Here is a 19,235-nt window from a genome sequence, read left to right on the forward strand (position 1 = left end):
TCTCCTTCGAGTACTTAACCGGTTCAGCACTCCCCACTAAACCGGTTAAGGTGACGAGTGTCAAGAGTGGCCGTCGCGGGGCATCCGTGGGCGCCTTGATAGTTTGGACTCAACCGAGTCGCACGAGACGTACAGGAGCAGTCATGTTTGTGGGCATCAGCAATACACCGCGGGACTACGCGTGGGGCTCGAAGACTGCAATCGCGGGGCTGCTCGGAACGACTCCCTCCGGCAAGCCGGAGGCCGAAATCTGGCTCGGGGCGCACCCGGGGTCGCCGTCGGTGATCGCGGACCCCTCCCGTACGGGCGGGGCCGGGACCCTTGTCGACTGGATCCTCGCGGACCCCGAGCGGGCGCTCGGCTCCGCGCTCGCGGCCGAGGAGACCGACGCCGGCACGGTGCCGCCGCGGCTGCCGTTCCTGCTGAAGGTACTCGCCGCCGCGAGCCCGCTCTCGCTGCAGGCGCACCCGACGAGCGAGCGCGCGCGCACCGGCTTCGCCCTCGAGAACGCGGCGGGCATCCCCGTCGATGCCTTCGACCGCAACTACCGTGACCGGTTCCACAAGCCCGAGATCATCTTCGCGTTGAGCGAGACCTTCGAGGCGCTCTGCGGCTTCCGCGAGCTCGGCGAGGTGCGGCGCATCGTGGCGGAGCCTGCGCGCCCTCGACGCCGCGTCGGAGAACCCGCAGCCCGGGGCCCTCGACGCCCTGGAGAGCAGGCTCCTCGGCGACACCGGCCTGCGCGACACCGTGGACTGGCTGCTGCGCGACGGCCGCGGCGGCGACACCGGGGAAGTAGCCTGGCTCGTCGAGCGCGTGGTCAGCCTCGCGAAGGACGCCGTGTACCTCGCAGGGGGCGGGGCCGCGATCCGCTTCCCGCTCGAACTCGCGACCGTGCGCGACCTCGCCGTTGCCTACCCGGGTGACCCCGGCATCGTGATCTCCCTTCTGACCAACCGGGTGTCGCTGAAGCGCGGCGAGGTGCTCTACCTGCCGGCCGGAAACATCCACGCCTATTTGCTCGGACTCGGCATCGAGCTCATGGCCGCGTCGGACAACGTGCTCCGCGGCGGGCTCACCCCCAAGCACATCGACGTCGACGAACTGCTCGACGTGCTCGAGTTCTCCCCGGTTCCGGTGCCCTATCTGGCTCCGATCGTGCACACGCCCGGCGTCTCCGAGTACCGGCCCGACGTGGCCGACTTCGCGCTCGTGCACATCGAGGCCTCGGCGGATGCTGCCGCTCCCGTCGCCGGCGTCCCGATGCGCCAGTTCACCCTCACGGGACCGGGAATCGCGCTCTGCACGGCCGGAGGCTTCCTCGTGGCCGGTGCGACGGCATCCGTCGCCCTGAAGCGCGGCGAATCGGTCTACATCACGCCCGAGGAGGGCACCCTCACCTTCGCGGGTGTCGGAGACGTCTTCCTCGCCACAACCCCCTAGTCCCCGCTCGGCTCATAGCCTCGGTCCGCTCCGAGGTGCTCCGGCGCCCCGACTATTCGCCCAACCAATTCGACGGACTTTTTGAGTTTCTGGCCCTTTAGGACGCGTTTGAAGCGCTTTCCCGTCAAAATCTCCGTCGAATTCGTTAGGGGAAGGCGGGCGCGGCTGTCCTCGACAGGGGGTGGGTGTCCGCGGTTGTCCACAGAGTGGCGGATGCCGGCGGCCGGGTCCGCCTGGCACTGCAGGCTTCCGGCATGGGCACCCTCACCGCCGACATCGTGGGCCTCGGCCTGTTCGCCAAGCGGGCCTGGCTCCGTGACCGAGGCTGGGGCGATGGCGTGCTGAGGGGTGCGGTGCTGCGCGGGGAGATCGTCCGGGTGCGCAAGGGTTGGTACACGGTCCCCTGGGCACCGCCGTCCGCGGTCGAGGCGGTGCGGATCGGTGGCCGGCTCACTGGGCTGAGCGCACTTCGCAGTTACGGCCTCTGGACGCCGCAGACGCGAAAGCTCCACGTCGCGGTGCCGGTCGCCGCACGGGGTTTGCGCCAGCCAGGCGATATGCGCGCTCGCTTGAACGTGGGCGACAGCAACATCCGCGTGACCTGGACCGAGGAGCCGAACCCGCGCCGGGGCCCCTTCGTCTGGCGAACGAGCCTGACCGACACGCTCGTCCACATCCTCTGCACCCACGACCGGGTGACCGCGATTGTCTGTATCGACGCGGCTCTGCATGGTGCGCGTGAACACCAGATCGGTATCACGGAGGAGGATCTCGACGTCATCTTTGCCAGGGCGCCGTGCCGCACCCGATCGTGGCGGTCCGAGGTCGACGGGCGGGCCGAGGCGGGCGGCGAGACAGAGTTCCGACTCAAATGCCTGCACGCGGGCATCCCTTTCGTGCCGCAACCCGTCGTCGTGGGAGTCGGCCGCCTTGACGGTCAGATCGGCCCGTCGACATTCGTCGAAGTTGACGGCGAGGAATGGCATAACGACTCGGCTGCATTCGAGGCCGACCGCGAGCGAGTCCTCGCGGTGGTTGCGCGGAACGGGCGCACGCTCCGTTTCAGCTACAAACTGATGCGCCACAAGTGGGAACTCTGCGAGCGCGCGATGCGGTGCTCACTCGTCGATGACTATCAGCTCTCCCGGGTGACGGGTTTCCCGGCCTTCCCGGGGCGGATGCGGCCGCGCCGGACATCCGCCGAGTCTTCCGAGGGCGAAACGCGCGTCTAGCCTCCCGCGAGCAGGGCTGGCCGGCCCGCGCCGCGGCATCCGTTGTCGAGTGCTAACCAATTCGACGGACTTTTTAAGTTCTTGGCACGTTGAGACGCGTTTGAAGCGTTTTCCGGGCAAGATCTCCGTCGAATTCGTCAGGGGGCCGGGGCGGGGAGGAGCCCGGCGGTCAGCCGGCGCGGCGGGCCCCGAAGGTGCGCCGGTACGCGGTCGGGGTGGTCTGCAGCACCTTGAGGAAGTGGTGCCGCATCACCGCGGCCCCGCCGAACCCGGTGTCGCCGGCGATCTCCTCGAGGCTGCGCGAACTCTCCTCGAGCAGTTGCTGGGCCCGCAGGAGGCGCTGCCGGTTGAGCCAGGCCGTCGGCGTCGTGCCGAGCTCCGCGCGGAAGCGCCTGGCGAAGGTGCGCGGCGACATCAGCGAACGCCGGGCGAGCCTCCTCGACGGGGAGCTCGCGGTCGAGGTTCTCGAGCATCCAGGCGGTCACGCTCGCGAACGAGTCGCTGTCGCAGTCGACGACGGGCGCCTCGATGAACTGGCACTGGCCGCCGTCGCGCTGGGGAGGCACGACCATCCGCCTGGCGATGTTGTTGGCGACGGATGCCCCGAGCACCTTCCGCACGATGTGCAGGCACGCGTCGATGCCGGCCGCGGTGCCGGCTCCGGTGACCACCCGGCGGTCCTCGACGAAGAGCACGTCCGGGTCGACGCGGGTCTGCGGGAATTGGCGCGCGAGGGCATCCGTGTACATCCAGTGCGTGGTGCTGCGGCGGCCGTCGAGCACTCCCGCCTCGCCGAGCACGAACGCGCCGCTGCAGACGCTCAGCACCCAGGCGCCCCTGGCCTCGGCGTCGCGCACGGCCTGCAGCACGGCGGGATGCACCGGCGTCCCCTTGTCGAAGGCGGGAATCGCGAGCAGGTCGGCATCGGCCGCCGCAGAGAGGTCTTCCGTCACGATGATGTCGAAGCCGAGCTTGGTGCGGATCGGGCCGGGCTCTGCGGCCGTGACGTGGAAGTCGAAGACGGGACCACCGGTGTCGCTCCTGTCGATGCCGAAGACTTCGCAGATCACGCCGAACTCGAACGGCGCCATGTCGGGCAGGGCGATGCAGACGACCTTGTTGAGCGAGGCAGGGGCGGGCGCGGCGAGCATGCGAACCTCCGGAAAAGGCGTTGGCAGGAAATGGTCGAACACTGGCAAGACTGCCACTCGCGGCAGGATATCGCAATGCCTAGAGTTCCTGCCATGATGACATTCCTGGTACTTGTTCTCGCCCTCCTCACCCTCTGGAGCGTCGTCGCGACGTTCAGCACGGTGACCCGTGACGGCTACGGTGACCCGCAGATGGCCCGGCGCACCCACGGCCCCGACGACGACTGGCCCTGACCCACGCGCTCCTCGCGCCGTTCGCGCCACCTGCGCCGCTGCGCGCGTGGCACGCCTGGCGCGCAGCGGCGAAGGGGGCGCGCAGCGCCGGAATCGGCCCGAACGCTAGGCTGGCAGCACCGGCATCGCTTGGGTTGCCGAGCGATCCTGCGAGGGTAAACATGGCGTGGCTTGTCACCGGCGGAGCCGGCTATATCGGATCCCACATCGTCCGCGCTTTCCTCGCCGAGGGCATCGACGTGGTCGTGGTCGACGACCTCTCGAGCGGCCACGCCGAATTCGTCCCGGAGTCCGTGCCGTTCGTGCACGGCGACCTGCTCAACGGCCCCCTTCTCCTCGACACCTTCGCCGATCACCCGATCACGGGAGTCGTGCACGTCGCCGGTTTCAAGTACGCCGGGGTCTCGGTGCAGCGCCCGCTGCACACCTATGAGCAGAACGTCACGGCCATGGCCACCCTCCTCGCTGCGATGCAGGAAGCAGACGTGAAGCGGATGGTGTTCTCCTCGAGCGCGGCCGTCTACGGCACCCCGACGACTTCGCTCGTCACCGAGGAGACCGCGAAGAGCCCGGAGTCCCCGTACGGCGAGACCAAGCTCATCGGCGAGTGGCTGCTCCGCGACCAGGCCGTCGCGGCCGGGCTCAGCTACACCGCGCTCCGCTACTTCAACGTCGTCGGCTCCGGCGCCCGTGAGCTCCGCGACACGAGCCCGCACAACCTGTTCCCGATCATCTTCGACGCCCTCCTCGCCGGCCGCACCCCGCGGATCAACGGCAACGACTACGCGACCCCCGACGGCACCTGCGTGCGCGACTACATCCACGTCGCCGACCTCGCCGTCTCGCACGTCGCGGCCGCGCGCCTCCTCGACGCCGACACGGCGATCGAACCCGTGTATAACCTCGGCAGCGGCGACGGCGTCTCCGTCGGCGAGATCATGGCGACGGTCGCCCGCGTGACCGGCATCGACTTCACGCCGGACATCGGTCCCCGCCGGGCCGGCGACCCCGACCGCATCGTCACGAGCGGCGCACTCGCGGCCCGCGACCTCGACTGGAAGATGCGGCACAGCCTCGAAGAAATGGTGCGCAGCGCCTGGGAATCTCGGCAGGCGGCATCCGTTTCATAGGCCGTGCGCCGCACTTTCGTCAAGACCCCCGGCAAGGTCACATTTTCTGTCTTTGGGCGAGTCGAAACTCTCGAGCCGACATTGAGGGTTTATTATCGGCGACTTGACGTGGGGGAATTACACGGCTGTAATTAGTGCGAACGAGTTATTTGGGCACTTATTGCAAAGGGTGGGAGACGATATGCCGCAAGCCGAGTATCGTTCCGGAGTACCCGAGGACTGGTTCGTCGATCCCGTTCGCTTGGGCATTCCCGGAATTCGCAAAGACAGCACCGGTCACACCCTTCCTGACGAAGGCGACGCCCTCGCCTGGCAGGCGGACTCGCTGTGCGCCCAGACGGACCCTGAGGCGTTCTTCCCCGAAAAGGGCGGTTCCACCCGCGACGCCAAGAAGATCTGCACCTCGTGCGAGGTGCGCACCCAGTGCCTGCAGTACGCGCTCGCCAACGATGAACGCTTCGGCATCTGGGGCGGCCTGTCCGAACGCGAGCGACGCAAACTGCGCAAGCGCGCCAGCTGACGCCCTTCCGACGCCGATCAGCCCGACCCAGATCGGCCGTGTGAATCCGACCGCGCATATCGGGCACGCCCGACCAGGCGCAACCGCCCACCGACGATGCAACCTAGGCTTGGCTTGATATGCATGCACGAGTCACAGCCATCCTTGTCGCCCGCAACGGCGCGAAACACCTTGAGCGCACTCTCGAGGCTCTGAGTCGGCAAACCCGTCAACCGGATGTCGTCATCACCGTCGACTGCGGATCCAGCGACGCGACGGCCCAGGCTCCTCGCGGCGCACGGTCCCACCCACTTCATCTCGGCGGACTCCGACCTCACCTTCGGGCAGGCGATCGCCGCCGCCGTGCGCGTGATGGCGCCGCCGGAATCCGACAGCGAGATGCTCTGGCTGCTGGCCCAGGACAGCGCCCCCGAACCCGGCGCGCTCGAAGCGCTGCTCGGAGAGCTCGAGATCGCCCTTTCCGTCGCGGTCGCCGGGCCCAAGATCATGGACTGGCGCGCCCACGACTACATCCACGACGTCGGCCTGTCGATGACCCCGGGCGGGGCGACCGTGACCCTCGTCGAGAGCGAACTCGACCAGGGCCAGCACGACGGCATGAGCGACGTGCTCGCCGTCGACGCCGGCGGCATGCTCGTGCGCCACAGCGTCTGGAACCAGCTCGGCGGCTTCGACCCCGGCCTGCCCTCCGCAGACGACGCCCTCGACTTCTGCGTGCGCGTGCGCCTCTCCGGCCGCCGGGTGTCCGTCGTCGCCGCGGCGCGCGTCGCTTCTGCCGGCGACGGTGTCGCCGGGCTCAGCGGGTCCTCCCGCGGGCGCGCCCGCCGCAAGCGACTCCGGGTGGCCAGGGCCGCGCAGCTGCACCGTCGCCTCGTCTACTCCGCGGGGTGGCTGATCCCGCTGCACTGGATCGCGCTCGTGCCCTTCGCCTTCTTCCGTTCCGTCGGAGCGCTGCTGCAGAAGGAGCCCGGCGCGATTCCCGGCGAGTTCTCGGCCGCGTTCCGCACCGCGTTCAGCGGCTCCCGGGTGAGCAACGCGCGCCGTCGACTCGCCGAGACCCGCACCCTCGGCTGGGGCTCGATCGCTTCCCTGCGCCTGACGAATGCCGAGGTCCGCCGCAGGAACATCCTCAAGCGCGAAGCGGTCCTCGTCGGACTCGGCGCCGACCGGCCGGAGCCTGCGCTTCTTCGCGAGCGGCGGCGCCTGGACCGTCCTCGCGGCAGCGCTCCTCGGAATCATCATGTTCGTCTCCCTGCTCGGCGCTCAGAACATCGCCGGCGGGGGACTGCTGCCGCTGTCGAGCACCCCGGCCGGACTCTGGGCGAGCGTCGGCTACGGCTGGCGCGACCTCGGCCTCGGCTTCGTCGGCGCCGCGGATCCCTTCGCCGCGGTGCTCGCCGTGCTCGGCTCGCTCACGTTCTGGGCCCCGTCGTACTCGCTCGTGCTGCTCTACTTCCTCGCCCTGCCGCTCGCCGCGCTCGGCGCGTGGCTCGCGGCGACCCGGCTGACCGACCGCGGATTCCTCCGCTTCACCGCCGCAGCGCTGTGGGTGCTCGCCCCGACCTTCCTCGCAGCGTTCTCGGCCGGTCGCCCGGCCGCGATCCTTGCGCACCTGCTGCTGCCCTGGCTCTTCTTCGCCGGCTATTCCGCCGGCCGGTCGTGGTCCGCCTCAGCGACCGCGTCCCTGCTCTTCGCCGCGGTGGTGTTCTGCGCCCCCTCCCTCACGCCCGCGCTGCTCGTCGCGTGGCTGCTCTGCTCGGTCGCGAGCGGACGCGGCATCTTCCGCTTCCATCGGCATCCCGCTGCCCGCCCTCGCCCTCGCGCTCCCGCTGATCCTCGACCAGGGCCTCCGCGGCTCGTGGCTCGCGCTCCTCGCCGACCCCGGAGTGCCGGTGCCGAGCAGCCCAGCCCCGGACTGGCAGCTGCTGCTCGGCTTCCCGACCGGCGACTTCGGCGGTTGGAGCACGCTTCTCGACCAGGCTCCCGCATTGCAGGGCCTGCCGCTTGCCTGGATCATCCCGTTCCTGTTCGCCCCGCTCGCCATCCTCGCCGCGCTCTCGCTGTTCCTGCCCGGCATCCGGAGTGCGAGCCTTGCAGTACTGACCGTCCTGCTCGGCGCCGGCACCGCGATCGCAGCGACGCAGGCTGAGCCTCGCGACGACCGGAGCGGCAAGCGTCGTCATCTGGCCCGGCGCCGGCCTGAGCCTCTACTGGCTCGGCCTCGTCGGCGCCGTCATCTTCGCCCTGCGCGAGCCTGCGCCGTTTCGCCGTCGCCCCTGCCGTCGCAGCGACGGTACTCCTCGCCGTTGCCGTCGTGCCTCTCGCCGGTGCGCTCCCGCTCGGCCTGAGCCTCCGTCCGAGAGAGCAGCGATCGCACCCAGCCCGCTTTCGTGACGGCAGAGGCCCAGACGGATGCCCGGGTCGGGACGCTCGAAATCGTCCCGCAATCCAACGGCGGCATCCTCGCCACGATCGTGCGCGGCGCGGGCACCACCCTCAACGAGCAGAGCACCCTGGTCAACACCGCGACCACTCTCTCTGCGGCGGACAAAGAGCTCGCCACGCTCGCGGGAAACCTGGCCTCGCGCAGCGGACTGGATGCCTCGGCCGGACTCTCCGACCTCGGCATCCGCTTCGTGCTGCTGCGGCCCGCCTCCCTCACCGGCACCGGAGACGGAACCGCGAAGGCCAGCGTCGCGGCCACGGAAACCCTCGCCAGGGCGACGACCGCGCTCGACGGTGAGGCCGCACTCGTGCCCGTCGGAGACACCGCATACGGTCGGCTCTGGCGTCATGACGGGCCGGCCTCCGCCGCCGGCGTCACGGCGAGCGAGATCCCGGGCAATGCCGGGGGAGTCTTCTCCCTCGCCGCCCTGCTCCTCGCCGCGATCACGGTCGGCTCGGCACTGCTGCTGTCGATCCCGACCGGGGCGGGCCCAGAAGCCGTGCGCCAGGCGAACCGCGACGCCATGCGCCGCTCGGCTCGCTCGGACACCCAGGACCGCAAGGCCGAGGCACGAGACCTCCACCGCGAGGAACGCAGTGCGAAGTCCGAGGCGCGAACGGCCCGATCCGACGCTCGGGCTGCGCTCAAGCGCAGTGTCAAGGCCGGCGCGATCGTGCCCGCAGAGGGCACCCCGGCAGCCCAGGCGATCGAGTCGGCCGAGGCCGCCGAGGCCGCGGAGGCCGCGGAGGCCGGCGAGCTCGCCGCCGCAGTCGAACTCGCGCACACCTCAGACCGCGTACACGAGTCCACCGGCCGCACTCCCGACGACACTCACGGCGACGGTGCCGACGAGACTGCCGGCGCGGCATCAGCAGAACCAGCTTCGCCGGTCCCGCCGGCAGGGGCGCCAGACCAGGCGAATGCGACGGACCCCGCCGATCCTGCTGACCGTCCGAGTGGACAGGAGGACCCGAACAATGCCAGGTAAGCGCGCCATCGCCCGGACCAGTGCCCGGTTCCTCATCGCCTTCGGCGTGCTCGGCGTCGCCGGCGCGCTCGGAGCGGCCGCCGTCGTCGTGCCCTGGCCCGCCTTCGGCACCGCGCCGGCCTACCTGTCGGTCTCGCCGGTCCCGAGCGAGCAGGTCCGGGTCTGCCCTGGTCCCCTGCTCACGCTCGCAGAGGACTCGACCCAGGCGAAGGCCGCGAGCTCACTCGGGCGTCCGGTCACCGTGTCCGGCGCCTGGGCCCCCGCCTCGACCGCGTCGAAGAGCGCGGTCCCCTCCGGCAAGTGGAGCTCGCCGTCCGCGAGCCTGCTCAGCGCCGTCGACAACGGCAAGACCACAGACGGAGCCCCCGTCAAGCTCAACATCCCGGTCGCGAACGGCGCGTCCACGGCGCCGCTCGTTGGCGGCAGCCAGGCCCAGTCCATCGCAGCGGAGGCGGTCCTTGGCGGATTCGCCGTCGCGGCCTGCGGCGAGGCCAGCGGCGAATCCTGGCTCGTCGGCGGGTCGACGGATGTCGGCCGCACGACGCTCGTGATGCTCAGCAACCCGACAACGGTCGTTGCAACCGTCAACCTCGACGTCTTCGGAGAATCCGGCCGGGTCACCGCGCCCGGCTCCACCGGGATCCTCGTCCAACCCGGCGCCCAGCGTGTCGTCTCCCTCGCCGGCCTCGCGCCGAACCTCCGCTCTCCTGTCGTTCACGTGACGACACAGGGCGGCCAGGTGGTGGCCACGCTCCAGCAGAGCATCGTGCGCGGTCTCGCGACCGGCGGAGTCGACCTGCTCGGCGCATCCGTCGACCCCAGTCTCGAGCAGAGCATCGCCGGCCTGCGTGTCGAGAATCTTCCGGCAGACGACGCCGGAAGCGACGCGGGCGGGGTCGCGAGTGACACGCCGTCGGTGCGGCTGCTCGCCCCCGGCGACACGGCGGCGATCGTTCAGATCGGCGTGATGAGCGAGGACGGCCAGGCGGCGGGCGCCTCCGTCGAGGTCACGCTCCAGCCAGGACTCGCGACCGACGTGCCGCTCTCCGGGCTCGCCATCGGCAGCTATTCGCTGAGGGTGTCGAGCGACCAGCCCGTCGTCGCCTCCGCCGAAAGCTCGGCCACCGGAACCAGCGGCCGCGACTTCGCCTGGTTCGCATCTTCGGCGCCGCTCACCGGCGACTTCGCCGTCGTCACGTCTCCCGGACCCTCGCCGCTGCTCAGCCTGCTGAACCAGGGCACCAAGGACGTGACGTACACGGCGACGGCCGAGAACGGTGCGACCGGCAGCGTGAAGGTCGCGGCCGGAGCCGCCGGAGCCCTGCCGTTGGTCGCGTCGACCCGGTATATCGTGTCCGGCGGCGCCGCGACCGTGTCGTCGGTCGGCTATGCGAATGCCGGAATGCTCGCATCCTTCCCGGTGCGTCCACCCGGCCCGCTCGCCGAGCCGATCCGCGTCTACGCCCACTGAGCGTCTCCGTTCCGGTCCACTGCTGCCCTGCCACGGGTCGCAAAGTCGGAGTTCTTCGCGACACGCCGTCTTCGCGGGCAGCGGATGCCGCGTGTCGCGAACTTCTCCGACCTAGCGAAGTCTGCGGGCGCCATCGCCGCGCGTTGCGCCGCGGGGGATGCAAGACTGGACACCCCGCCCGCCGAACGAGGAGCACCGAGTGACCGAGCAGACTCCCGCGCAACCGCTCGCGCACGCCCCGGTCCGGATCGCCGTGATCGGCGGATCCGGCCTGTACCGGCTCTTCGACGCCGGCACCGTGAGCTCGCTCGTCGTCGACACCCCGTACGGGCCGACCTCGGCGCCGATCACCGTCGGCGAACGCGCCGGCCGCAGGGTCGCATTCCTGCCCCGGCATGGAGCGGGACACACCGAGGCGCCGCACCGGATCAACTACCGCGCCAATATCTGGGCGCTCGCCTCCCTCGGCGTCCGCGCGATCATCTCCTCCTCGGCCGTCGGCGGCGTCAGCCCCGAGTACCCGCCCGGGCTGCTCGTCGTCACCGACCAGTTCATCGACCGCACGAGCGGTCGCGCCGACACCTTCTTCGACGAGGGTGTCGTCGCGCACCTCGCGGCGGCCGACCCCTTCGACCCGGTGCTCCGCCGCACGGCGATCGCCGCCCTCGGCGAGCTCGGCGAGCGGTTCGCGCCCACCGGCACCGTCGTCGTGATCCAGGGCCCGCGATTCTCCACCCGGGCCGAATCGCTCTGGTTCCGCGCGGCCGGCGCGCACATCGTCAACATGACCCAGTACCCCGAGGTCGTGCTCGCGTCCGAACTGGGCATCGGAACGGTGAACCTCTCCTTCGTCACCGATGCCGACGCCGGACTGGCTCCCGCCGAACCCGACGCGGACGCGGTGGCATCCGCTCTCGAGGCGCGCCTGCCCGAGGCAACCGAGACGGATGCCGTCACGGCCGAGCTCGTGTTCGCCCGGCTGGCCGCGGCGCAGCCCCGCATCCTCGCGGCCATCGACGGCATCCTCCGCGGCATCCCCGCCGGATACGCCCCGCGGACCCTGATCGATCCCGAGCTGATCCGCGCCGTGCTCGACCGGCCGGTGCCCGTTCTGCATCCCGTGCCCGGGCCGACGACCGAACCCGGGTCTGCCCGATGAGCCCCCGGCTGCTCGTGACGGGCGGCGCCGGGTTCATCGGCGGCGTCATCGTGAGCCAGGCTCTCGATCAAGGCTGGGACGTGCGCGTGCTCGACTCCCTGCGCCCCGACGTGCACGGCGGGCTGCCCGTGGTCGACCCCCGGGTCGACCTGCTCGTCGGTGACACGACGGATCCCGCGGCGGTCGACCTCGCTCTCTCCGGGGTCGACGCGGTCTGCCACCAGGCCGCGAAGGTCGGCCTCGGCGTCGCGTTCTCCGATGCGCCGGACTACGTGCGCAGCAACGAGTTCGGCACGGCCGTGCTCCTCGCCGGCATGACCACCGCGGGCATCGACCGGCTCGTGCTCGCCTCCTCCATGGTCGTGTACGGCGAAGGCAGCTACCGCGGCCCGCACGGCTTCACCCGTCCCGGCCCGCGCCGGGAGGCCGACCTCGCCGCCGGCCGGTTCGACCCGCTCGACCCGGAGACCGGAGAGCCGCTCGAACCGCTGCTCGTCACCGAAGACGACCCGCTCGACCCCCGCAACGTCTACGCCTCGAGCAAACTCGGGCAGGAGTACCTCGCGAGCAGCTGGGCCCGCTCGACGGGCGGGCGCGCGATCGCCCTCCGCTACCACAACGTCTACGGGCCGGGGATGCCGCAGAACACGCCGTACGCCGGGGTCGCGTCCCTGTTCCGGTCGGCCCTCGAACGCGGCGAGGCGCCACGCGTCTTCGAGGACGGCAGGCAGCGGCGCGACTTCGTGCACGTCGCCGACGTCGCATCCGCCAACCTGGCCGCGCTCGAGCACACCGGGGAGGCCCCCGCCGCCCTGTTCTGGGCGTTCAACGTGGGCTCGGGGGTCGTGCACACGATCGGCGACATGGCCGGGGCGCTCAGCCGCGCGGCCGGCGGCCCGGACCCCGTCACGACGGGGGAGTACCGGCTCGGCGACGTGCGGCACATCACCGCGTCCTCCGAGCGGCTCCGCACCGAACTCGGCTGGATGCCCGCCGTCACCTTCGAGGACGGCATGCGCGCCTTCGCGACAGCTCCCCTCCGGGCCGCCGTCCGCCGCTGACCCGACGCCGGGCGCCGGAACGCTGCCGGCAACTGCGGTCGCAGCGGACAGTTCCTAGACGGCGACCGCGCGCCGCGGCAGGAGCACGTCGAAGCGGCATCCGTTCGGCACGTTCTGCACGATCACCTCGCCCTGGTGCGCGGTGACGATGCCCTGCACGATCGCGAGGCCGAGCCCGGCCCCACCGGGGGTGCGCGGCTCGCTCGCCCGCCAGCCCGCCTCGAACACCCGGGCGATGTCCTGCTCAGGGATGCCGCCCGCCGCGTCCTCGACGGAGATCACGGCCCCGCCGTCCCCCCGTTCACGCACCGACACCGTGATCGGGCTGCCGGACGGGGAGTGCTGGATCGCGTTCATCACCAGGTTCCCGACCACGCGCGACAGCTCGCGCGGATCGGCGAGGACCGTCAACCCCGTCTCGCCCGCGAACCGCAGGTCGAGGGACTTCGCGTGGGCGACGGGGCCGAAGCCCGCGACCGTGTCGCTGATCAGGTCGTAGAGCGCGACCGGCTCGAGCGCGAGGCGCAGTGTCCCCGAATGGATCCGCGACAGCTCGAAGAGGTCGTCGACCATCCCGCTCAACCGGTCGACCTGGTCGCGCATCCGCGGGTAGTACCGGGCGGGGTCCTCGACCATCCCGTCCTCGAGCGCCTCCGCCATGGCGCGGATGCCGGCGAGCGGGGTCCGCAGGTCGTGCGAGATCCACGCGATCAGCTCGCGCCGGGATTCCTCCACGCGACGTTCGCGCGCCCGTGACTCGGCGAGGCGGGCGCCCGTCGCCGCGAGTTCCCCGGCGAGGTCGCTGAACTCGGTCGTGCTGTGCCGGGGCGCCGACGCGTCGTCCGCGGCGTCGACCGATTCGCCGCGGCCGAGGCGTTCTGCCGCGCTGCGCAGGTGCCTGCTGTCGCGCACGAGGGCGCGGCCGAGGATCGCGGCCATCACGAGCGACACGAGCCCGGCGACGGCGGCGACCGAGTAGAAGACGCCGAGGTCGTGGGTCGAGACGTACATCTGGGTGGCGACCGCCGACATCCCCCCGACGACGGAGACGATCGCCGCAAGGGCGACGAGCATGAGCTGCACCACGAACGACGACCGCTTCATCATCCGCAGCGCGAGCAGCCCGAGCGCGCCCGTGACGACCGCGCACGCGAGGGCGTTGAGCGCGACGATGACGAGCACCTCGGTCGTCACAGGGCCGTCCCGTCTGCCGTTGCTGCGGCGTCCGGTGCGCCGCGGGTGCCCGCCGAGCCGAGCGGGACCGGGTCGAACCGGTAGCCGACACCCCACACCGTCTGCAACAGCAGCGGATGCGCCGGGTCGGCCTCGATCTTCTCCCGCAGCCTCCGCACATGCACGGTCACGGTCGAGAGGTCGCCGAATTCCCAGCCCCACACCGAGCGGAGCAGGTCCTCACGGCCGAGGACCGTGTGCGGGTGCCGGAGCAGGTGGGAGAGCAGGTCGAATTCGCGCACCGTGAGCACGAGCGGTTCGCCGTGCAGGCGCAGGCTCGTGCGCCGCGGTGTCGAGGGTGAAGTCGCCGATGGCGAGCGGCGCGGCCGGCGGGCCCGATGATGCCTCGCCGTGCCCGGCCGCCTCTGCGGCCGCCTGGGCCGCGGCCTGCCCGGTGCGCCGGAGGATGGCCTGCACCCTCAGCACGAGCTCTCGCGGAGAGAACGGCTTGGCGAGGTAGTCGTCCGCACCGGCCTCGAGGCCGTCGATGCGGTCGTCCTCCTGGTTGAGGGCGGTGAGCATGATCACGGGGATGGCCCAGGTGCTGCGCACCCGACGGCACACCTCGATACCGTCCAGAAGGGGAAGCATCCGGTCGAGCACCACGAGGTGCGGCCGCTTCTCCTCGGCGAGGCGGAGCGCGCTCAGCCCGTCCGGGGCCTCGTCGACCAGGAAACCGGCGGCGCGCAGGTATCGGCAGACGATCTCGAGCACGGTCGGGTCGTCGTCGACCACAAGGATGCGCCGCTCCTCCGTGCGAGCGCGGGGGACCGGGGAGGCGGAAGCGGAAGGGGCTGTCACGGTCTCAGGATACGGTGGCTCCGCCCCGTCGGGAACGTCGCGGCGAACGTCCCGGCGTTCTTCCTCAGTCCGTAATGTTCTCGGGCCTGTTCCGGGCGGGTGCCCCTCTAGGGTCGGAAGATGACTCCGTTCCAGGTCGACCTCGTGCTCCCGTGCCTCAACGAGGCCGGCGCCCTGCCGTGGGTGTTGTCGCGCCTGCCGGAGGGCTATCGGGCGATCGTCGTCGACAACGGCTCGACCGACGGGTCTGCCGAGGTCGCTGAGGCGGCCGGCGCACTGGTGGTGCACGAGAAGCGCCGCGGCTTCGGCGCTGCGGCCCACGCGGGGCTCCTCGCGGCGACCGCCCCGATCGTCGCGTTCTGCGACGCCGACGCCTCGATGGATCCTGCCGAACTGCCGGGCATCGTCGGCCCGATCCTCGCCGGCGACGCCGATCTCGTGCTCGGTCGCCGCCGCCCGACGACGCGGGGATCCTGGCCGCTGCACGCCCGGCTGGCCAATTCCAGTCTTTCCCGGCGCCTGCGCCGAATAACCGGTGTGAACATACATGACCTGGGCCCCATGCGGGCCGCGCGGCGCACGGCGCTGCTGTCCCTCGACCTCCAGGACCGGCGCAGCGGCTACCCGCTCGAGATGTTCCTCCGCGCGGCCGACGCCGGGTGGAGCATCCGCGAGGTCGACACCGCCTATTCGCCGCGGGTCGGGCGCAGCAAGGTGACCGGCACGATCCGCGGCACCGTGACCGCGATCGGCGACATGTCCGCCCTCCTGCGCGAGGCCCGGAAATGACGGCCCTCGTCGTGATCGCCAAGGAGTGCCTGCCGGGCCGGGTCAAGACCCGCCTGCACCCGGCGCTCTCCTTCGAGCAGGCCGCCGAGCTCGCCGCCGCGAGCCTCGACGACACCCTGACCGCCGCGCTCGCCCTCCCTGCCTCGCGCCGCATCCTCGCCTTCGACGGGGTCACCCCGCCGCGCCTGGCCGCGGAGTTCGAGATCCTGCCCCAGGTCGGCGGAGGCCTCGACGAGCGCCTCGCCGCCATCTTCGACGGGCTCGACGAACCGACCGTCCTGATCGGCATGGACACCCCGCAGGTGACCACCGAGCTGCTCGCGCCGGTCTTCACCGACTGGTCAGACGACACGGATGCCTGGCTCGGCCTCGCGGACGACGGCGGCTTCTGGGCGCTCGCGCTCGCCGCGCCGCGCGAAGGTGTGCGCCTCGACCAGTCCGGGCGCGGCCAGTCGCGGCGCGGGGACCTGATTCGCGGCGTCCCGATGTCGATGGACGACACGGGAGCACGTCAGCTCGATCGCCTGCACGAGGCCGGCCTCCGGGTGCGACACCTGCCCGTGCTCACCGATGTCGACACGATCGCCGACGCGCACTCCGTCGCCGCCACTGTCCCGGACGGGCGCTTCGCGCGCACCCTCGCCGCGATGGCACCGGCCGCCGGTGTCGCGATGCACGCCGCCGGTGCCGCGATTCACGCCGCCGGATCGCGGGTGCGCTCGTGAGCGTCGTCGAGGCCGCCCGGCGCGGCGATCGGGACCTCCTTCTCGGCCTCGCCCCCGCGACCTTCGGCGCCGGCGGGGCGGAACCGTACGCGGCCGCGCTCCGCAACGCCGACAACGTGCTCTACCTGCGCCGCTCCCGAGACGGTGGCCTCACCGCCGCCGCGACCATGGACGCCGGCCGGTGGAGCGCCGACGCCGACGACACCGACCAGCGCCTTCTCGACGGCCTGACCGGTCCCGTGCTCGACATCGGCTGCGGCCCCGGCCGGATGGTGCGTGCCGCGATGGACCGCGGCCTGTCCGCGCTCGGAATCGACGTCTCCCCGACCGCCGTGCGGATCGCCGTCGACGCCGGACTCAGCGTGCTCAAGCGCAGCGTCTTCGACCCGATGCCCCTCGAAGGCGGCTGGGCCGGCGCACTCCTCGTCGACGGGAACATCGGTATCGGCGGCGACGTGACCGCGCTCCTGACCCGCTGCGCCGAGCTTCTCGCACCCCGCGGCGCGCTCCTCGTCGAGGTCAGCCACGACCCGGCCCGCAATGAACGCTACGACGGCAGGCTCGAGGATGCCTCCGGCCTGCTCAGCGACGTCTTCCCCTGGGCAGAGGTCGGCGTCGACGCCCTCGCCGGCCACGCCACCGACGCCGGACTCCGGATCGACCACGACTGGCGCCTGGACGGCCGCTGGTTCGCTCGCCTCCACCACGCCTAGTTCCGACTGAGACCCGACCAACACCCGCGCTCGCCGAGAATTCGCACCCGAACCAGCGACAGGGCGCCCGTCTCGCGTCCCCATCGGTGCAAAGTCGGAGTTTTTCGTGACACGCCGTCACCTCCGGCAGCGGATGCGGTGTGTCGCGAATTTCTCCGACCTTACGGATCTCGCCCGCGCCGTCGTGCGCGGGCCGCGGCCGCGAGGACGCCAGGCCGTGGGGCGTCAGCGCAGCCGTTTCCGGCCCCGCGCGTAGAGCGCGAACGACACGGCCGCGGTGATCACGGCGAGCACGCCCCAGAACACCGCGAAATTCACGCCGTAGTCGAGCGGCAGCACGGTCGGATTACCGGTGCCGCGCGACTGCGCGATCAGCAACGGCACCACGATCAGGGTCATGATCGAGCCGACCACGAACGCGCCCTGCACGACGAGGATCAGCGTGCCGCTGAAGCGGTGCCCGGCCCGGCGCAGCAGGATCCCGCAGAAGAACACGAGCGGAGAGATCACCCCGTCGTGCAGCACGATCGCCGCGCCCATCCACAGGGCGACGCCGGGGATCCGCGCCGGCTTCACGGTGTCCAGCAGCACGTACGCACCCCAGGCGAGGCCCGCGAGTCCGAGCACGATGAGCACGACCCGCGTCACGCGGAGCGCCGGACCCAATCCGTCGGCTCCGGACGCTTCGCCGCTTCCAGTCACTGCAGTACCTACGGTGCTCATGCGTCCATCGCCTCGATCCGGCTCAGCCATTTGGTTTGCAGCACCCCGGGCCGCCCGGGGGCGATCATCCGGGCCGGGTAACCGTGCTCGAGGTCGAGGGTCTCGCCGTTGAGCTCGAGCGCCACGAGCGTGAGCGGGTCGCGCACGTACTCCGACCCCATCGTGGTCTGCCGGTACCCGCCCTTCTTCTCGAGGCTCGTCAGGCGAAAGGATGCCGCGGCATCCGCAGACACCAGATCGGCCAGATCACGCAGGCGCACCCCGCGCCACGTCGCCAGCTGGCTCCAGCCCTCGACGCAGGCGATCGGCAGGCTCCACCTCGGTCTGAGGCAGGGCGAGGAGCTCGGACCGGCTGAAGCTGCGCTCCACCCCGGCGTGGGCCACCGTCAGCACCCAGCCGGCCGCGAGGGCATCGGCGGCCACATCCGCCTGCTTCGACGTGCGGTTGACCGGTACCCCCTGCTGGCCGACGCCCTTCTTCCGCGGAGCGAAGGCGTTGACCGCGTCGAGCGGGGCGACCGTCTGCCCGGCAGTCAGCACGACGATGGTGCCGACGCTCACCCCCACGGTGGTGAGGAAGCCGCGCCGGCTGAGCCGGTGGCGGGCGGATTCGGAAGTCCGGGCCGGGGCCGTGGGATCCGCGGCCGGTCCGGTGGCTCGGTCCGCGGTCACGCGCAGCGCCGGCGTCGCATCGATCCAGGCGAGCAGTTGGCCGGTGACCCCGGTCGGCCGGCTCGAACCGAACAGGCGAACGGCCTCCGGCGGCGCCGCGCGGTCGCGGGAGACGGCATCCGTCAGGTGGTCGCCATCACCGGAACCGTCGTCCGCCTGCTTGCGCCAGACCCGGGCGATGATCGGCAGCTTGATGCCGATGTGCAGGGCGAGCGAGCCGATCAGCACCCAGCCGAGCGCGAAGTGCGTCTCCCGGAACGGGAACGGCCACGGGTACCACTGGTAGGTGTTGAGCAGGCCGATCGTGATCTGCACGAGCGAGGCGCCCACGAACAGCGCGATCGAGCCGCGCTCGAGGAAATTGAGGAACGATCGCACCGGCGGCTGCTGGAACAGGTCGGGGAAGACGATGTACAGCTTGGCGAGCAGCAGCGGGAAGCAGGCGATGCCCGCGATGATGTGGGTGCCCTGGGTGAACTGGTAGAGCAGGCTCCGGCCGGGTCGCGAAGTGCATGCCCGGCAGGGGCTCCTGCAGGAAATGGCTGTACAGCCCGGTGCCGAAGCACAGCAGGAAGGCGAGTCCGAGCAGCCGGCCGATCACGGTGGCCATCCGCGGGTTTCGCACGGGGGAGGCCAGCGCACGCTGGGCTTCGTACATCACTTGGCGCATGTTCTATTGCACCATCCGGCGGATGTCCGCGGGCGGGTCGACACCTTACGGTTCCGTGACGGGGCGGGTCGGTT

At 71.2% G+C, this 19,235-nt stretch carries 21 protein-coding genes and 1 pseudogene; 15 read left to right on the forward strand and 7 right to left on the reverse strand.

What is annotated here, in order from left to right; translation table 11 throughout:
* Positions 1-143: 143 nt before the first annotated feature.
* The 3 genes from manA to KIV56_RS15065 all read left to right on the forward strand — a co-directional run bounded on the left by manA (position 144) and on the right by KIV56_RS15065 (position 2,675).
* Positions 144-926, forward strand: a complete 783-nt coding sequence (manA, locus tag KIV56_RS20575) for a mannose-6-phosphate isomerase, class I (protein WP_432432560.1) — start codon at positions 144-146, stop codon at positions 924-926.
* Positions 841-1,443: a hypothetical protein gene (locus tag KIV56_RS20580; protein WP_432432561.1), complete on the forward strand. Its 603-nt coding sequence runs from the start codon at positions 841-843 to the stop codon at positions 1,441-1,443. Before manA ends, KIV56_RS20580 begins: the two co-directional genes overlap by 86 nt.
* 254 nt (positions 1,444-1,697) lie before the next feature.
* Positions 1,698-2,675, forward strand: coding sequence for a hypothetical protein (locus KIV56_RS15065; RefSeq protein WP_281534080.1), 978 nt, complete (start codon positions 1,698-1,700; stop codon positions 2,673-2,675).
* A gap of 169 nt (positions 2,676-2,844) precedes the next feature.
* Here the strand turns inward: KIV56_RS15065 and KIV56_RS15070 are convergent.
* A pseudogene (locus tag KIV56_RS15070) lies at positions 2,845-3,826 on the reverse strand (GlxA family transcriptional regulator).
* Positions 3,827-3,919: 93 nt separating this feature from the next.
* On the opposite strand from KIV56_RS15070, the gene KIV56_RS15075 reads away from it, so the two are divergent.
* From KIV56_RS15075 to KIV56_RS15115, 9 genes are all read left to right on the forward strand, one after another.
* A complete protein-coding gene (locus tag KIV56_RS15075) occupies positions 3,920-4,060 on the forward strand; it encodes a hypothetical protein (protein WP_281534081.1) in 141 nt (46 codons plus the stop codon).
* A 161-nt stretch (positions 4,061-4,221) separates the two neighbouring features.
* The gene (gene galE / locus KIV56_RS15080; protein ID WP_281534082.1) at positions 4,222-5,190 is read left to right on the forward strand and encodes a UDP-glucose 4-epimerase GalE; all 969 of its coding nucleotides are present in this window, start codon (positions 4,222-4,224) and stop codon (positions 5,188-5,190) included.
* Between the two features lie 181 nt (positions 5,191-5,371).
* Positions 5,372-5,710 (forward strand): WhiB family transcriptional regulator, encoded by a 339-nt coding sequence (locus tag KIV56_RS15085; RefSeq protein WP_134531668.1) that lies wholly within the window; start codon positions 5,372-5,374, stop codon positions 5,708-5,710.
* 216 nt (positions 5,711-5,926) lie between these two features.
* Positions 5,927-7,543, forward strand: coding sequence for a glycosyltransferase family 2 protein (locus KIV56_RS15090; RefSeq protein WP_281534083.1), 1,617 nt, complete (start codon positions 5,927-5,929; stop codon positions 7,541-7,543).
* A gap of 59 nt (positions 7,544-7,602) precedes the next feature.
* Complete coding sequence (locus tag KIV56_RS15095) at positions 7,603-8,058, forward strand: hypothetical protein (RefSeq protein WP_281534084.1); 456 nt, start codon at positions 7,603-7,605, stop codon at positions 8,056-8,058.
* Between the two features lie 42 nt (positions 8,059-8,100).
* On the forward strand, positions 8,101-9,144 hold the full coding sequence (locus tag KIV56_RS15100) for a hypothetical protein (protein ID WP_281534085.1): 1,044 nt from the start codon (positions 8,101-8,103) through the stop codon (positions 9,142-9,144).
* Positions 9,134-10,615, forward strand: a complete 1,482-nt coding sequence (locus KIV56_RS15105; RefSeq protein ID WP_281534086.1) for a DUF5719 family protein — start codon at positions 9,134-9,136, stop codon at positions 10,613-10,615. Before KIV56_RS15100 ends, KIV56_RS15105 begins: the two co-directional genes overlap by 11 nt.
* A gap of 199 nt (positions 10,616-10,814) precedes the next feature.
* Complete coding sequence (locus tag KIV56_RS15110; protein ID WP_281534087.1) at positions 10,815-11,774, forward strand: MTAP family purine nucleoside phosphorylase; 960 nt, start codon at positions 10,815-10,817, stop codon at positions 11,772-11,774.
* A complete protein-coding gene (locus KIV56_RS15115; RefSeq protein ID WP_281534088.1) occupies positions 11,771-12,835 on the forward strand; it encodes an NAD-dependent epimerase/dehydratase family protein in 1,065 nt (354 codons plus the stop codon). Before KIV56_RS15110 ends, KIV56_RS15115 begins: the two co-directional genes overlap by 4 nt.
* 54 nt (positions 12,836-12,889) lie before the next feature.
* Here the strand turns inward: KIV56_RS15115 and KIV56_RS15120 are convergent, their stop codons facing one another.
* The 3 genes from KIV56_RS15120 to KIV56_RS15125 are packed head-to-tail and all read right to left on the reverse strand — an operon-like array spanning position 12,890 to position 14,869.
* On the reverse strand, positions 12,890-14,029 hold the full coding sequence (locus KIV56_RS15120) for a sensor histidine kinase (protein ID WP_281534089.1): 1,140 nt from the start codon (positions 14,027-14,029) through the stop codon (positions 12,890-12,892).
* Complete coding sequence (locus KIV56_RS20585) at positions 14,026-14,310, reverse strand: winged helix-turn-helix domain-containing protein (protein WP_432432562.1); 285 nt, start codon at positions 14,308-14,310, stop codon at positions 14,026-14,028. The genes KIV56_RS15120 and KIV56_RS20585 overlap by 4 nt, the downstream gene beginning before the upstream one ends.
* Positions 14,249-14,869: a response regulator transcription factor gene (locus tag KIV56_RS15125; protein ID WP_432432563.1), complete on the reverse strand. Its 621-nt coding sequence runs from the start codon at positions 14,867-14,869 to the stop codon at positions 14,249-14,251. The genes KIV56_RS20585 and KIV56_RS15125 overlap by 62 nt, the downstream gene beginning before the upstream one ends.
* A gap of 120 nt (positions 14,870-14,989) precedes the next feature.
* Between KIV56_RS15125 and KIV56_RS15130 the strand changes: the two genes are divergently transcribed.
* The 3 genes from KIV56_RS15130 to KIV56_RS15140 are packed head-to-tail and all read left to right on the forward strand — an operon-like array spanning position 14,990 to position 17,096.
* Positions 14,990-15,658, forward strand: coding sequence for a glycosyltransferase family 2 protein (locus KIV56_RS15130; protein ID WP_281534090.1), 669 nt, complete (start codon positions 14,990-14,992; stop codon positions 15,656-15,658).
* A complete protein-coding gene (locus KIV56_RS15135; RefSeq protein WP_281534091.1) occupies positions 15,655-16,383 on the forward strand; it encodes a TIGR04282 family arsenosugar biosynthesis glycosyltransferase in 729 nt (242 codons plus the stop codon). The genes KIV56_RS15130 and KIV56_RS15135 overlap by 4 nt, the downstream gene beginning before the upstream one ends.
* Positions 16,380-17,096, forward strand: coding sequence for a class I SAM-dependent methyltransferase (locus tag KIV56_RS15140; RefSeq protein ID WP_281534092.1), 717 nt, complete (start codon positions 16,380-16,382; stop codon positions 17,094-17,096). The genes KIV56_RS15135 and KIV56_RS15140 overlap by 4 nt, the downstream gene beginning before the upstream one ends.
* 225 nt (positions 17,097-17,321) lie before the next feature.
* On the opposite strand, the gene KIV56_RS15145 is transcribed toward KIV56_RS15140, so the two are convergent.
* From KIV56_RS15145 to KIV56_RS15155, 3 genes are read right to left on the reverse strand one after another with little or no spacing between them, the layout of a single operon-like run.
* Entirely contained in the window at positions 17,322-17,819 is a 498-nt protein-coding gene (locus KIV56_RS15145) for a hypothetical protein (RefSeq protein WP_281534093.1), read from the reverse strand.
* Positions 17,816-18,079, reverse strand: coding sequence for a molybdopterin-dependent oxidoreductase (locus KIV56_RS15150; protein WP_281534094.1), 264 nt, complete (start codon positions 18,077-18,079; stop codon positions 17,816-17,818). Before KIV56_RS15150 ends, KIV56_RS15145 begins: the two co-directional genes overlap by 4 nt.
* Positions 18,066-18,869, reverse strand: a complete 804-nt coding sequence (locus KIV56_RS15155; RefSeq protein ID WP_281534095.1) for a hypothetical protein — start codon at positions 18,867-18,869, stop codon at positions 18,066-18,068. The genes KIV56_RS15150 and KIV56_RS15155 overlap by 14 nt, the downstream gene beginning before the upstream one ends.
* Between the last annotated feature and the right edge of the window lie 366 nt (positions 18,870-19,235).

Source organism: Cryobacterium breve, from assembly GCF_027594785.1.
GTDB lineage: Bacteria > Actinomycetota > Actinomycetes > Actinomycetales > Microbacteriaceae > Cryobacterium > Cryobacterium breve_A.